Annotated in this window: 14 protein-coding genes; 8 read left to right on the top strand and 6 right to left on the bottom strand. The window is 43.7% G+C overall.

The features are described 5' to 3' along the window. Positions 1–112: 112 nt before the first annotated feature. On the bottom strand, positions 113–910 hold the full coding sequence (locus AB4263_RS09540; protein WP_372098127.1) for a DUF4344 domain-containing metallopeptidase: 798 nt from the start codon (positions 908–910) through the stop codon (positions 113–115). A 326-nt stretch (positions 911–1,236) separates the two neighbouring features. On the opposite strand from AB4263_RS09540, the gene AB4263_RS09535 reads away from it, so the two are divergent. Continuing rightward, positions 1,237–1,593, top strand: coding sequence for a YibL family ribosome-associated protein (locus AB4263_RS09535; protein ID WP_017060971.1), 357 nt, complete (start codon positions 1,237–1,239; stop codon positions 1,591–1,593). Positions 1,594–1,909: 316 nt separating this feature from the next. Beyond that, positions 1,910–3,136, top strand: a complete 1,227-nt coding sequence (gene gltS / locus AB4263_RS09530; protein ID WP_017060972.1) for a sodium/glutamate symporter — start codon at positions 1,910–1,912, stop codon at positions 3,134–3,136. Positions 3,137–3,283: 147 nt separating this feature from the next. Here the strand turns inward: gltS and AB4263_RS09525 are convergent, their stop codons facing one another. Next, positions 3,284–3,940 carry an NAD(P)H-dependent oxidoreductase gene (locus AB4263_RS09525; RefSeq protein WP_102428129.1) on the bottom strand — a complete coding sequence of 219 codons (657 nt, stop codon included), beginning with the start codon at positions 3,938–3,940 and terminating at the stop codon, positions 3,284–3,286. Positions 3,941–4,231: 291 nt separating this feature from the next. Beyond that, a complete protein-coding gene (locus AB4263_RS09520) occupies positions 4,232–5,098 on the bottom strand; it encodes a glycerol kinase (protein WP_372098126.1) in 867 nt (288 codons plus the stop codon). A 571-nt stretch (positions 5,099–5,669) separates the two neighbouring features. Here AB4263_RS09520 and AB4263_RS09515 point away from each other — a divergent pair. From AB4263_RS09515 to AB4263_RS09505, 3 genes are all read left to right on the top strand, one after another. Next, positions 5,670–7,562, top strand: coding sequence for a PTS mannitol transporter subunit IICBA (locus tag AB4263_RS09515; protein ID WP_372098125.1), 1,893 nt, complete (start codon positions 5,670–5,672; stop codon positions 7,560–7,562). Between the two features lie 183 nt (positions 7,563–7,745). Continuing rightward, entirely contained in the window at positions 7,746–8,894 is a 1,149-nt protein-coding gene (locus AB4263_RS09510; RefSeq protein WP_009846102.1) for a mannitol-1-phosphate 5-dehydrogenase, read from the top strand. A 50-nt stretch (positions 8,895–8,944) separates the two neighbouring features. Further along, positions 8,945–9,481 carry an MltR family transcriptional regulator gene (locus tag AB4263_RS09505; protein WP_198592367.1) on the top strand — a complete coding sequence of 179 codons (537 nt, stop codon included), beginning with the start codon at positions 8,945–8,947 and terminating at the stop codon, positions 9,479–9,481. 261 nt (positions 9,482–9,742) lie between these two features. On the opposite strand, the gene nagB is transcribed toward AB4263_RS09505, so the two are convergent. Both nagB and AB4263_RS09495 read right to left on the bottom strand, forming a co-directional pair. Then, entirely contained in the window at positions 9,743–10,543 is an 801-nt protein-coding gene (gene nagB, locus AB4263_RS09500) for a glucosamine-6-phosphate deaminase (protein WP_017057618.1), read from the bottom strand. A 606-nt stretch (positions 10,544–11,149) separates the two neighbouring features. Continuing rightward, positions 11,150–11,503 (bottom strand): DUF413 domain-containing protein, encoded by a 354-nt coding sequence (locus AB4263_RS09495; RefSeq protein WP_017061517.1) that lies wholly within the window; start codon positions 11,501–11,503, stop codon positions 11,150–11,152. A gap of 154 nt (positions 11,504–11,657) precedes the next feature. Here AB4263_RS09495 and AB4263_RS09490 point away from each other — a divergent pair, with 154 nt between their 5' ends. Next, the gene (locus AB4263_RS09490) at positions 11,658–12,548 is read left to right on the top strand and encodes a LysR family transcriptional regulator (protein ID WP_017061518.1); all 891 of its coding nucleotides are present in this window, start codon (positions 11,658–11,660) and stop codon (positions 12,546–12,548) included. 183 nt (positions 12,549–12,731) lie between these two features. Here AB4263_RS09490 and AB4263_RS09485 read toward each other — a convergent pair whose 3' ends face one another. Next, positions 12,732–12,935 (bottom strand): hypothetical protein, encoded by a 204-nt coding sequence (locus tag AB4263_RS09485; RefSeq protein ID WP_017061519.1) that lies wholly within the window; start codon positions 12,933–12,935, stop codon positions 12,732–12,734. A 236-nt stretch (positions 12,936–13,171) separates the two neighbouring features. Here AB4263_RS09485 and AB4263_RS09480 point away from each other — a divergent pair, with 236 nt between their 5' ends. Next, a complete protein-coding gene (locus AB4263_RS09480; protein ID WP_372098124.1) occupies positions 13,172–14,548 on the top strand; it encodes an AlkA N-terminal domain-containing protein in 1,377 nt (458 codons plus the stop codon). Positions 14,549–14,573: 25 nt separating this feature from the next. Continuing rightward, positions 14,574–15,056, top strand: a complete 483-nt coding sequence (locus AB4263_RS09475) for a methylated-DNA--[protein]-cysteine S-methyltransferase (RefSeq protein WP_017061521.1) — start codon at positions 14,574–14,576, stop codon at positions 15,054–15,056. Positions 15,057–15,100: the final 44 nt, after the last annotated feature.

The following is a 15,100-nucleotide window of genomic DNA, read 5'->3' as shown; positions in this document are numbered from 1 at the left end:
CTCTTAACTCTTAACTCTTAACACGTAAGACTTAAGCCAATCTATCGAGTGACGGCTTTGGAATTTGATGCCAAAGCCGTTTTCCTAGTTCTCGACACTAACCTTTAAGCATCTAAGCATCGTCACTCTTTTTTAAATACTGATGCCAATTTTCATTGATCACGTCAAAGTGCTCAACGCAGAACTCTTTTCTGTCTTTCAAATAGTCGTTTTCCACTTCATCGAGCAAGTTCTTATAGGCATCGGGATCGCTGCCATACACCAAGCATAACGTGGAGAAGTAACGCTGCAGGTCGAAACTGTGCTCGTCGATGTATTCCCCCAAGTCGTAATACTCTGGGCGGTCTTCTGACTCGAAAGCGAACATGTCTGCAGCGCTGATAGCAGCGTCGGCCCCATGCTCTACGTAGTTAAGCAGTAGCACGGTTGCTAGGTTATCAACCGCATCTTCTTCTTTACCCAATATGGCAATGTTCTGATCTTCGATATACGCATGCCCAGTCTCGTGTAGCAGGGTGTGCAGCAAGGTATCAATAGCGCCGGTTTGCGCAGATTTCCCATACTCTTTTTCGTATTGGTTCTTCTCAAAGTAATTGAGTGACTCAGCGTAAAAACTGTAAGGGATCAGTACTTGATGGGTTTGTGGATCGTAGAGTGGTCCTTCTTCCCCGCCGTATTGAATGGTTAATGGCTTTTCAAACATGAAGAGTTGGTTTGACAGGTCAATCACAGTGTCATTGACGCCACTGTTTTGAATTTCACGTTTGAGCTGCTCTTCTTCAGTATTTTGTGGTGAAGAGAACTCAACGATTAGGTTACTTTGGATTGTTTGTTCACTAGATGCATAAGTGGCGGCAAACACTGAGCTAAGGGCTAGGCTGCAGGTCAATGTTCGTTTCAATAATGTCATCGGCTATCCTTGTGATTACGTTGCGATTCAGAGTCGTGCTGGGGGTAACAACTCCAAGCTGTGTACCCTGATTTAGTTATTGCGTTAGAGTATAAGTTTAGACGGAATTTTGATGCATCGAGGACTGCAATTTTTGAAGTAGGCGCTATCCTATCAATGAATAATCCGCTTAGAGATTCGCCACAAAGAATAAGTAAGCTGAATGAGCGGTGTCGATGTGATTCGTTTCTATTGGTAATTAACAGATAAATTTCGGTTCAACACAACCCTTGTGCTATACTCCGCGCCCCAATCCGAATTGGCTTGTTTAATCTTAGGAAATTATTATGAGTGTTAAAAACGAACTTCAACAAATTAACAACCGTCTAGACAAGTGTCGCCACAAGTTAGATGCTGCTAAAACTCGTAATGATCGTCCTGTTGTTCGTCAGTTCGAGGAAGAGATTAAGAAGCTAACTAAGAAAATTGCCCAGCTTAAACACAAAGAAAGCTATGATGTGAACCAAGAGCGCAAGTCTCTGGTTGATATGCCATTTAGCCGTGAGATCACTAAGGCTGAGCAAGCGGATATGGGTAAACTTAAAAAGTCTGTTAAAGGACTCGTAATTGTTCACCCAATGACGAAGATCGGTAAAGAACTTCGCATTGAGGTTATGACTGGTTACGCACCGAAAAAATTCTAATTACCAGCGATGGTGATGAAAGAGGAGCTAGAAATAGCTCCTTTTTGCTTTTTTAGGTATTAAGAAAGCAGAGTCAGCGGCATAGATACTCACGCCGTTTTCAACTTTTAGGAGGTGATTGTTGTCACAAATCCTTTTATCTCCTATAAAAGTTAACGTGCTACTAACATGGTACTAAGCGATCGCAGTAATGTGTTCGCTTTTCGAATCCACACTTTCTCTCCAGTTTGTATAAATATAGGTAGAGCAGCACAAATAATTACAGATAAAACTAGACTCATTAGGGAAGATGAGAACGTAAAAAAATAGAGGTTATATGAATCAATTAATTTCAATTGGACCACTAGAATCCTTCCTAATCGCGATTAGTGTTTTGTTTCTAGGTCATTTCGTCAATGCAAAGCTTCCGATTCTCAAAAAGTACAACATTCCAGAGCCCATTGTCGGCGGCTTGATTGTCGCTTTTGCTATTACAGCCCTGCACTTTAACGGCCTTGATCTTGAGTTTTCCTTGCCCCTGCAGAACACGTTTATGTTGATGTTCTTTGCAACGGTCGGTCTTGCGGCGAACTACACGCAGCTGATAAAAGGTGGTGCTAAGGTATTCCTATTCTTAGGGGTAGCGTCGGTTTACATCATTATCCAAAACGGTGTAGGCGTAACCTTAGCTACGGCACTAGGCCTTGAACCCTTGATGGGTTTGATTGCTGGCTCTATCACCCTTTCGGGCGGTCACGGCACAGGCGCGGCTTGGTCTCAAACTTTTGCAGACACGTTTGGCATTGCAAATACGCTAGAAATCGCGATGGCTTCAGCGACCTTTGGTTTGATCATCGGTGGTATTATCGGTAGCCCAGTGGCGCAAAAGCTGATTGATAAAAACCAGCTTGAATCTGAGTACGGCACTGGCACGCAAACACATGAACGCTTCCCTGAACTTGTTACTTACAACGAGTATGAAGAAGACAAAGTGACGGCGAAGAAGGTGATTGAAGTGTTGTTCATCCTTCTTATCTGTATCACGGGTGCGAAGTACCTAGAGCAGTGGGTGGCGACTTTTGAAATTTCTTGGTTGATGATTCCTGACTTCGTTTACGCGTTGTTTATCGGTGTGTTCATCACTAACGTGTTTGAAGTGACTAAGCTGCATAAGACTGACAGCGAAACGGTCGATATTCTTGGTACGGTGTCATTGTCACTGTTCCTAGCAATGGCGCTAATGAGCCTTAAGCTTTGGAACATATTTGACCTTGCGATTCCGTTCTTGGTTATCCTTGCGGTTCAGGCGGTTGTGTTAGGTATCTTCTCTTACTTTGTGACGTTCAAAGTAATGGGTTCTAACTACGACGCAGCGGTTATGGCAGGTGGTCACTGTGGTTTCGGCCTAGGTGCAACACCAACAGCGGTAATGAACATGGGCTCTTTGGTGAACCGTTTTGGTCCTTCACCACAGGCGTTCATGGTGGTGCCAATTGTTGGTGCCTTCTTTATCGATATCGTTAACCTGATTATCCTTCAGGGTTACATCTCGTTTATCGGTTAATGTTCGCCTTTACTTAAACGCAATGTGCTTATCGCACTAATATGAATACAAGAAAGCCAGTCTGTTGACTGGCTTTTTTTGTTCTTGTTTATCGAGGTTTTCTTGCCTGATACCCCTGCGGTTAGGGCTCTGTCACATCAACACGACCTAAAGTGTTGTAACGACTTCATCAAGAGTTAGGCGCGCTTTTGGTTTGCCGTAGTTGTAGTCTTCGCCGTCTTTGTGGTAGCCGATAGCTAGAGCTACATCAACAACGTGACCTTCTAGTTCGTCAGCAAACTCTTCGCTGATCATAGCTGCATCTACACCTTCCATAGGTGTTGAAGCGATACCTAGACGAGCTAGTGTGTGCAGTGTGTTACCTAGTGCGATGTAAACTTGAGACTTAGTCCAGTTACCGTTGAAACCTGTTTCGTCTGTGTTCATTTCTGCGAATGCGTAAGCACCTAAGAATTGCTCGTACATTTCAGCTGGTAAGTGACCAGAGCTTACTTCTGTATCAGCACGCTTCGCGAATTTCTCTTTAGTGTACTTAGGATCGTGAGCAAACAGGATCGTGTGTGACGCTTCTTTCGCATGTGGTTGGTTAAACTGGAACATGTTTTCGAAAGTATTGTGGAAGCGTTGTTTTGCTGCGTCACTCTCAATGATGATGAATTTCCAAGGCTGAGAGTTGATAGAAGAAGCTGACAAGCGAAGTGCTTCTTTGATTACTTCCATGTCTTCCGCAGAGATGCGCTTTTCTGCATCGTATTTTTTAGCTGTGTAACGAGTGTTTAGATCAGTAATGATTGGATGAGTCATGTTGAATCCTAATATCTATCAATAATAAATGTTGTAGGGTTTTATGTTCAGTTACGTCAACAATAAACGGATAACCAATTTAAACGAATCTCAATAGATTGAACGTCTAAATAGTTATCGAACATGCCCCAATAAATCGAGTATCTGCGGTAGCTCAAGTCGATGGGTGTAAGATAATAGAAGAATGACTCGGGAAAAATAGCGAACATATCAAATCACTATGGTTAATAATGTCCATAATGATTCAATAAGTGTGATCTTAATGGAGGTGGAATCTCTAGATTCAGTAGCTTAGTACGCTTTGATACCATATTGGCGCAATAATGGCGGAAGTACGCTGTCTAGGTTGGGGATATCTTCTGGCGTGATTTCGATTAAACCAAAACCATGCTCTTCATAGGTTTTTCTCGTAGCTTCACGTTTATTTTCGGCGATTGGCGCAGAATCAGTTCCCCAGAACTGGATGTATACTTTGCCACTTGGTAGATAAAAATCGCTGATCACTTCTTTTGATATCGGAAGCGGACGCTCGTACGCATGGACCACTCCTGCCATATAAAGCCAGTTATCAATGATCAGCTCTCCCTTTGATCGAACATAATGCCCGTCTAAGCTTCGGTGCTTCGCCTCAAATTTCTGACGAAAACTGGAGAATGACACATCGGTCGAGTGGCTTTCAGCATCATGCCCTAGGAATTCAACAACAGACTGCTTTAAACGTTTATTGCGAACCAATGAGTCGTGCCATACCACGAATAAGTTTTGAGTCGCTTTGTCTTCTCTTTGTTCACCTCCGGCTTTTAAGCCTGTAGAGGTGACATGCCAACCGTCTTCTTCTTTTGTTATCCAACCAAGCTCGTTGAGCAGTAAGTTGATTTTCTTTGCGCTGAGTTGAAAGGCACTGCCAAGCTGGGTGGCGGTGAGTGTTTTTCCTGAGAATGAGTCCAAATCGATAAGCAGTTTCTCTGGCCAGACAATAAAGACACCAAACTTCTTGTGTTCGACATATTCCCCACCAAAGCTTTCTCCCCGTTCTGTGAGAATCCAACGCTCTTGTGAACGCACTATATAGCCCGCTGTTTTTAGATCGCTAAATAAAGCTTTAGCTTCTATGCCTTTTTGTTTAGCGAGTGCGGATGTGGAAATTTTGTCTGACATAGTCTTTTCTCAAATAGCGGAGTGATCAGCTGATGGGTGTTGGATATATATATGATGCGATAGCGTTGGTAAATACCATATCACATCTATCAATGCTAACTGCAGTTCAGTGGTCTATGTTTTTAGTAGAGCGTTAGGTCTCGTTTTGTATGTTTAGCAAAATGGAGTTCAACCTGTAATTAAATTACAGGTATCGCGATTTTGCTCATCTGGGTGCATATTTTATATACGTGACACGATGTTCTTTTATACGGTTTATATAGATCTTAGATGCTATATTTTATTAAATGTGATCTTAATCACATTTTATTTTTAAGTATTACAAAATAAAATGTGATCTAGATCGTGTGTTGATGATATCTATTCTCATTAATTTGGCTTTGTAATTTAAATTCATGGTGTTTTTGTGATCTAAGGTGTGCTTGTTAACCCGAAAGTGTTTTTCGTGTGTGATGGCTATCACGAAAGTTGGGCTAAGGTGCATTTTGGAAATGTTGTGATACATTTTAATCGACTTTTGAGTACACACTTTCGGTCATTTGACCAACCAATACATTACGGGGTTCTACCTATGTTATCACCAGAAGCAAAGATTAAGGTTCAAAACTTTGGTCGTTTCTTATCCAATATGGTAATGCCAAACATCGGCGCATTTATTGCGTGGGGTTTCATTACTGCACTATTCATCCCAACGGGTTGGTGGCCTAACGAAACGTTAGCATCAATGGTTGGTCCTATGATTACATACCTACTGCCACTATTGATTGGTTACACCGGTGGTAAAATGGTTGGTGGTGACCGCGGTGCGGTAGTGGGCGCTATCACAACAATGGGTGTTATCGTTGGTACTGATATCCCAATGTTCATGGGTGCAATGATTGTAGGTCCACTAGGTGGTATCGCAATTAAGAAATTCGATGAAGCTGTTCACGGTAAAGTGAAGAGTGGTTTCGAAATGCTAGTGAACAACTTCTCTGCGGGTATCATCGGCATGATCTGTGCGATCATCGCGTTCATCGTGATTGGTCCTGCGGTTAAGATTCTGTCTGGCGGACTTGCGGCTGGCGTAAACGCAATGGTAGAAGCGGGTGCACTACCTCTAGCATCTATCTTTGTTGAGCCTGCGAAAATCCTATTCCTAAATAACGCAATCAACCACGGTATCTTCTCTCCACTAGGTATCCAGCAATCTGAAGAGATGGGTCGCTCTATCTTCTTCCTAATCGAAGCAAACCCAGGTCCTGGTTTTGGTCTTCTACTTGCTTACATGGTGTTTGGTAAAGGTAGCGCGAAGCAATCTGCTGCTGGTGCATCTATCATCCACTTCCTAGGGGGTATCCACGAAATTTACTTCCCTTACGTTCTAATGAACCCACGTCTAATTCTTGCGGTAATCGCAGGTGGTATGGCGGGTGTATTCACTAACGTAATGTTCGATTCTGGCCTTATCTCTCCAGCATCTCCAGGTTCTATCTTCGCAGTCTTACTGATGACGCCAAAAGGCTCTTACATCGGCGTGATTCTATCTGTTATCGCAGCAACGGCAGTATCGTTTGTTGTAGCGTCAATCCTTCTTAAAACATCAGCGCAAGATGATGAGGAAGATTCACTAGAGAAAGCTTCTGCACAAATGAAAGACATGAAAGCGTCTTCTAAAGGTGCAGCAGCAGAAGCAAACGTAAACCTAGCGGATGTAAAAGCAGTTTATGTAGCGTGTGATGCGGGTATGGGTTCAAGTGCAATGGGTGCAGGTCTACTACGTAAGAAAGTAGCAACAGCTGGCCTAGACATTGAAGTAACCAACTACGCAATCAACAACCTACCGGCTGATTCGCAAATCGTTATTACGCATAGAGACCTAACAGACCGTGCTCGTAGCACTGTGCCAGGTGCGATGCATATGTCTCTAAGCAACTTCCTAGACGGCGGCGTATACGACCAACTAGTTGCTGAGCTTGTCGATGCTCAAAGTGGTGAAGTGAAAGTAGAAGCTCCGGCACCTGCAGCAGCTCCAGCGCAAGAAAGCAACAAGCTTGCACTCACTGACGACAGCATCTTCCTTGGCCTTAAAGCGACTCAAAAAGAAGACGCAATTAAGTTTGCTGGCGAACAATTAGTAAAACTTGGCAACGTATCACCAGAATATGTAGATGGCATGTTTGCTCGTGAAGAGCTTGTGTCTACTTACCTAGGTGAGTCTATCGCAGTACCACACGGCACAATCGAAGCGAAACAGTACGTACAAAAAACCGGCATCGTTTTCTGTCAGTACCCTGAAGGTATTCAGTGGGGCGAAGATGAAGACGATATCGCGAAGATGGTTATCGGTATTGCCGCACAAGGCGATGAGCACAACATGGTGCTGATGGCTATTACCAATTCACTCGATGATGAAGAAGCTGTGGAATGCCTACAGAACACAACAAACCCTGCTGATGTTCTACGTATTCTCAACGGAAACTAAAAAGCTCTAGTCAAGCTCCTGAGTGAAGGAGGCCGGTATCCCCCTACTGGCCTCATTTTCGGTCTTAATCTTTCTAACAAGATTCAGTCTGAATAGCTTACTGCTTAATGCCGAGGGCACATCGTCAAGGCATGTTGTTGAGCAGTTAGCTATCTAGATTCAAATATTTATAAGGTCAAAATTATGAAAGCGTTACATTTTGGTGCAGGTAATATCGGTCGTGGTTTCATTGGTAAGCTTCTTTCTGATGCTGGTATGAAGGTTACGTTTGCTGACGTAAATGAAACGGTTGTAAATGCGTTAATTGAACGCCAAGAATACCCAGTTAAGATTGTTGGCGAAGAGTGTGTTGTCGAAGTTGTTAAGAACGTGACAGCAGTAAACTCAGCAACAAGCGCAGTAGTAGATTGCATTGCTGAGTCTGATCTTGTGACGACTGCAGTGGGCCCTACGGTTCTTAAAATCATCTCTAAGTCTATCGCTCAAGGCATTGAAAAGCGTGCAGCAGCAAACAACACTGCACCAATGAACATCATCGCGGCAGAGAACATGGTTCGCGGTACTAGCCAATTAAAAGCTGCCGTGTTAGAGCACCTTTCTGATGAAATGAAAGCGTTCACTGAAGAGCACATTGGCTTTGTTGATTCTGCGGTTGACCGTATTGTTCCACCGGCAGAAGCGGGCGAAACAGATCCTCTAGCGGTAACGGTTGAAACGTTCAGCGAGTGGATCGTAGATCAAACACAATTCAAAGGTGAGATTCCAAACATCCCAGGAATGGAATGCACTGATAACCTAATGGCTTTCGTTGAGCGTAAACTGTTCACGCTAAACACAGGTCACTTGGTAACGGCATACCTTGGTGTCCTTGCAGGTCACGAGACAATCAAAGACTCTATCGAAGATGACGTAATCCGTGCTGAAGTAACGGCAACGATGGAAGAGAGTGGTGCAGTTCTGATTAAGCGTTACGGCTTTGATCCAGAAGCACACGCTGCCTACATCCAAAAGATTCTAGGTCGTTTTGCTAACCCGTTCCTACGTGATGAAGTAGACCGCGTTGGTCGTCAGCCAATTCGTAAACTGAGCCCGCAAGACCGCCTAGTTAAGCCTCTAAACGGTACATTAGAGTACGGCCTACCGAATGCTCACCTAGTAAAAGCAATCGCTGCTGCGTTCCATTACAAGAACGAAGACGACCCACAAGCGGTTGAACTTCAAGCAATGTTCGCAGAAAAAGGCTTTGCTGAGACATTAGCGCATTATTCTGAGCTGAATAGTGACTCAGAAGTTGTTAAACTAGCGGAAGAAGCTTATCTAGCATTGAAATGATAAACCATCAAAGTGCCACACCAGTGGCACTTTCTTATTGTCGAGCCGTTATGCCAATACAAACAAGCCATGAAACTGAATTACTCGAAGCCCTTTCGGAAGCTGAGAGTGCTAGCGCTTGCCTAATGGCTGCTTATGATGCATTGGACGACACGGTAGATGCCGTATTAAAAAACATCTTTAAGAAAGACGACACTGCAATTAAGTTCGTTGTCGAGCCACTTCTCAACAGTGGTGGGCCGTTAGGCGAGATCATGATTCGTGCTAAGTTGCTACTCGGACTTGGCGTGATCAGTAAAGAACTCTACGATGATCTAGAGGTTTTCGTTACCTTGAAAGAGTGGGCGAAAATACAGGGTGAAGACACCAGCTTTACAGAAGTTGATGTGATATTTGAGCTCAACAAGGTGCACGCGATTCAGCGTATTATGCCTATCGAATATGACGCGGAGATGGTGGAAACGATGTCTGGCCCAATGCTTGAAATGTTCTTGGGGCGACATAATCAAAAGGTGAAGTCGACGATCGTATTAGCTATCACTGACATTATCACTACCCTATGCCGAGATAACGCGCTGAGCTCTTAGCTCTAGTTTGCAGCTCTACTTATCTTGTTTCACATCCTACATAAATTGTAGCTGTTCGTTCGTTTCAATACAAAGATTAAAATGATGGCGGTTTCTCTCGTTGGAGAAATCGCTTTGTTGTTTTTGTGCTTCTAAAAAATATCCGAAATATCTTCCCATTAAATACAAAAGCAGCAGGCACAAAAAAAGCCACATTCAGTGGCTTTTTCTATTCAAGACGCTCTCTTTATAAAAACGCCCTGCTATTCAAGACTATAGGAATTATAGGTCTTGGATGTTCTCAGCTTCTAGCTCTTGGAAGTAGCGTAGAGTCTTAACTTTTAGCTCTTGTTGAGCTGGCTCATCAGCAACGATGATAGCTTTACGGTGCATCTGTAGAGCTGTAACAGTCCACATGTGGTTTACAGAGCCTTCGATAGCCATTTGAAGCGCTTGAGCTTTGTTGTGGCCTAGAGAAAGGATCATCACTTCTTCTGCATCTAGAAGAGTCGCAACACCGATAGTTAGTGCGTATTTAGGAACTTGGTTGATGTCGCCATCGAAGAAACGAGAGTTCGCGATACGAGTGTCTTCAGTCAACGTTTTGATACGAGTGCGTGAAGATAGAGAAGAACCTGGTTCGTTGAATGCGATGTGACCGTCGATGCCTACGCCGCCCATGAACAGGTTGATTTTGCCGTATGAACGGATTTTCTCTTCGTATGCTGCACAGTGAGCATCGATATCTTCAGCTTTGCCGTCTAGCAGGTTGATGTTTTCTGCTTGGATATCAACGTGGTTGAAGAAGTTCTCGTGCATGAATGTGCGGTAAGACTCTGGGTGGTTAGGGTCGATGCCAACGTACTCATCCATGTTGAATGTTACAACGTGCTTGAAGCTAACTTCGCCAGCTTTGTAAAGTTCAATTAGCTCAGCGTAAGTAGTTAGAGGTGTGCTACCAGTAGGAAGACCTAGTACAAATGGACGCTCAGCCGTTGGAGCGAACTTGTTGATTGAATCTGCGATATGACGAGCAGCCCATTTACCTACTTTAGCTTTGTTGCTTAATGGAATAAGTCTCATTGATTTTGCCCCTAGAAATAAAATTTTATAGTGTTCTGAAACATTAATTCGCATTATAAAATAAGTTATCCAGTTCCGCTATTGTTTTAGGTCAAGTTTTTGCTTTTTTCGTCGTAACTGTGACTGGAACTCTCAAAATTTCACAATTATTGTATGGATATTTGGTGGCGTTAAACAAGATTAATACGTTTGTCATATACAGCAATGTTGATCTAATTCAGCACCTGAAAGGGTTGGTGTGTTTCTATGCCTTGATACGATTATTGCAATAATGGCATCGCTCGAACCATTGACGAATTTTGGTGCATTAACGTGTTTCGAGTATAAACAAGCGTTGAGCGTATAGTTGAAACTAGAAAAATAATGATGGCAATGGAGCGCTATCGTGATAAAAGACAGGGGCAGGATGAAGAACGATGAATCTCAGTGGGATGAATACCCATAAGATTGAACGAGAGCTGTGTTTTAGTCACGCTATCGCTATGAATTGTATATAAATATTGGTAAAAATGGATAGGTTGGCTAAACTTACCAATTACAAAGAAGATGTGTGTTTGAAGGCAAAAAAAAGCCCAAAGTGATGAGGTATCACTTTGAGCGATTTTACTAATCTTCTAACACTAACTCACTTTCGTATTCTTCCCTAGATACGTCGCCGCGTTTGCAGCCGTTTAGGGTGTGAAAGCGACGGCGTCCACGAGCCAGTTGAATGTACTTCAACCAAACACGCTCTAACTTGGACTTTGCCTTATGAGGGTGAGACAACACTTTAATGAAGTGTTTTTCTTCTGCATTGATTGGTGCTAGTTCACCAGTTTCAAGTGCAAGCATAGTGTCACCAAACAAGGTTAGGATTTCCTCTTCTGAAAGAGTAAAATCACCCGACTTAGCGAACCCTCTCGGGAATTTAATGGTGTCATAAAAACGTTTTTTTCCGTGTCGGAATTCGGTCTCAGACATATCAGCCTCAGTAATGTGGTTAGATAGAAATTAGTGTTTATTGCTCACGCGAAAATATTGTTAAAAGGCTAAAATAGGAAACAAAATGTTTTTGCCTTTACGATAAACAATCCTAGATCGGCTAGTTAGCAGATTTATTACAGAGATGTATTTGATGGATGTGAAAGTATTTAGAACCTTTCTTGAGGTTGCAAGGGTGCGCCATTTTGGGCGTGCAGCTGAAAACTTGTATTTAACACAAGCGGCGGTGAGTGCGCGGATCAAACAGCTTGAAGGCTATTTTGATACTCAGCTCTTCATTCGTGACCGCAATAACATCAAACTCACATCTTCCGGTGAACGTTTGATTGGTTATGCCGAAGTGATGGTGTCCACCCTACAACAAGCCAAATTTGAGCTGTCGTTAGAGAGTGGTAAAGCCTTGCAGTTAACGCTGGGCGGCACGCCGAATATTTGGGATGCGTATCTGCAAAACTGTTTAAGTGTGGTAACCGACTCTTTTGGTGGTTACGGCTTTATGGCAGAGGTGATGGGGCGCGAGCAACTGAACCGTAATTTGTTAGAACGAACCTTAGATATGGCTTTCGCGTTCGATCAGATCAAAGCAGAAGAGCTGAACTGTAAAAAAGTCGCTGACTTGGTTTTGGTGTTGGTATCAACGCAGCAAGATGATCTGGAATCTGTATTTCAACATAAGTATGTTTATGTGGATTGGGGAACGCGCTTTGGTTCTGAACACGCAGAACGTCACCCTAAAGTGCCAGCACCGTACCTACGTACCTCTACAGCCCGTATCGCCCTCGATTTCATTTTAGAGAAAGGCGGCAGTGCGTATCTTCCGGTGTCTCTAGTCGAACCTTTTATCGATTCGGGTCAGCTGCACAAGGTGAAAGGGGTTGAAGACTGGTATCTCCCAATTTATCTGAGCTACCGTAAAAGCAGTACCTCGGTTGATGCGATCATGCAGGTTGAGAAGTTGGTTAATGAGATTGACCCATCGACGGCTTACACATTGCAGCAAGCCGCTGAACAAGCACCTGAGTAACGGCATTCGCGGTAAGCAGTGGCTTTGCTGATTAGATTCAATAAAAAATGGCTCCCAACTAATTGTATAGTTGGGAGCCATTTTTGTTTTAAACCAGAAATGTACTTCTTTTCGGAACTAGAGATCGTTTCTAATTCCATAAATATCGTTTAAGCCTGGTATGTGTAGCCTTTATTAAAAGCCCTATAGGTTCATTAGATTCTCAATAGACTCTTCAAGAGAGTGTGACATGTACGAATGGATTTGATTGCCATCCGTTGCGTCAATCTCGATCATAGAAATCCCGTTGTCCGCTTTGTCTTCAAGAAAGCTTAGAGACTGCTCGACTGATTGACTGGTGAGAACCTGTTGATTTGATAAAACAATACGACATGTGTGTAGAACCATAGCCTTTTCCTTTTTATATTCGATAGGTCTCTGCATCTTGGTGTGCTAAGTACCGATCGTTGACGTTGTGAGAAGAATGTCCTCTCTAGGTTAAATTTAGTCGAATTGAATAAAATTAAAACCCTTTTTTGTGATTTATCTGACCTTCGCTTCCGAAAGTTGCTAGCGACAATGGTGGTTCACGGTAAACTTTTAGGTATCGGATCAAACGCTATGGTAAGTGGGAAGAGTACGGCATGTCGAAAAAGATCAATCACAACAGCAGCTTAACCAGTGAGCAGTGCCATTTGGCTCGATATGCACGAGATGCTCGCTTTGATGGGATGTTTTTTACAGCGGTGAAAACGACAGGAATTTTTTGTCGCCCGATTTGCCCAGCCACACCACCCAAAGAAGAAAACGTCGAATATTTTTCCCATCAAGCTCAAGTATTGAAAGCGGGATATCGTCCTTGTTTACGTTGTCGACCAGACAGCGCACCTTTTTCGCCGGCTTGGAAGGGCGTCGAAACCACCTTCTTACGTGCGATGCAGTTGATTGATAATGGCGCTCTGAATTCAGGATCTATCGTCGACCTTGCAACGCGGTTAGGTATTTCAGATCGTTATTTACGAACCTTATTCGACAATTACATCGGCGTGTCACCCAAGCAATATAGTCTGTACAGTCAATTGATGTTTGCCAAGCAGTTGCTGCACACCAGTAGCATGAGCATTACTGATGTCGGCTTTGCTAGTGGCTTCAATAGTACGCGCCGTTTTAATGATGCCTTTCAAAAAGAGCTGCAGCTTTCGCCAAGCCAAATTAGGCGAGCGAAGCCAAGTGACACTCAGAGTAATCATATTCAGCTTGGTTTTCATGGACCCTTAGATTGGAACCACTTGTTGAGGTTTTATCGACGAAGAATGATTGAGGGCTTAGAAGGCGTTGGCGAAGATTATTATAAGCGCACGGTAAATGTGAACGGGTCAAAGGGTTGGTTCAAGGCGACTTTAGCCAAAGATAACCGCTTGGATATTGAATTTGAGTTGGATGATATAAGCCAATTAAGAAGCTTGATTGCGAATATCCGCCGTATGTTTGATCTTGATGTCGATATTGCCAAGGTTGAGACGTTCTTTACGACTATCGATCCTAACTTGGTGGCTAAGAGTGGTATCCGTATTCCTGGCGTGTGGAGTGCTTGGGAGGCAGGCGTGAGAGCGATTCTAGGACAGCAAGTTTCGGTAACCGCGGCGATTGGTCAGCTTAACTTATTGGTCAAAGAGCTTTCTGATGAACATGAGAAAGCCAGCTTCCCAACACCAAAACAGATAGCGGACGCTGATGTTAGCTTCTTGAGAATGCCGGGAAGCCGCAAAGAGACCCTAAAGCGTTTTGCCGAATACATGGTCGACAATGAAGCTGAGCATCCTTCCAAATGGATTGAGCTAAAAGGGATTGGGCCTTGGACTATTCAATATGCACTGCTTCGGGGGTTAAGCGAACCTAATCATCTGTTGGTTGGTGACTTGGTGGTGAAGAAGTTTATTGAGCATCGCCCCGCCATCAACACGGAGAGTGTTTCGCCTTGGGGTAGTTACGCCACGTTCCACTGTTGGAATCAGTCTTAATCGGAATACTAAGCTAGGAGATATCATGGACAACCGTTTTACTTACTATGAGAGCCCATTGGGAACCGTGACGTTACAGGCGAACGATGAAGGCTTGCTCGGCCTTTGGTTCGAGACACATACCACCAAGCCGGAACCGTTGGGTGTTCAAGATGATAGCTTTCCGATCTTTGCATTGGCTATCGAGCAGCTTAATCGCTATTTCTCGGGCGAAGCTATTCAGTTTTCTGTGCCGATTGCAGCCAAGGGCACGCCATTTCAGCAGTCGGTTTGGCAGGCGCTGACGACCATTCCTTATGGAGAGACTTGGAGCTATGCACAACTGGCCGATGCGATAGGCAATCCGAAAGCCGTTCGTGCTGTGGGTTTGGCGAATGGCAAAAATCCGGTTTCAGTGATTGTGCCGTGTCACCGTGTGATTGGTAAAAACGGCAAACTGACGGGTTATGCAGGTGGCGTAGAACGTAAACAGCACTTATTGGTGATAGAGGGAAGAGAGCAAGACTAGCAAGCGATTTAGCCATGAGCCTGTCGAGATGCTGGCTGAATATC

Source organism: Vibrio sp. 10N.261.55.C5, assembly GCF_041470505.1.
GTDB lineage: Bacteria > Pseudomonadota > Gammaproteobacteria > Enterobacterales > Vibrionaceae > Vibrio > Vibrio crassostreae_C.
Note: the sequence above shows the minus strand (reverse complement) of the source record. Positions and strands in the feature narration are given on the sequence as shown.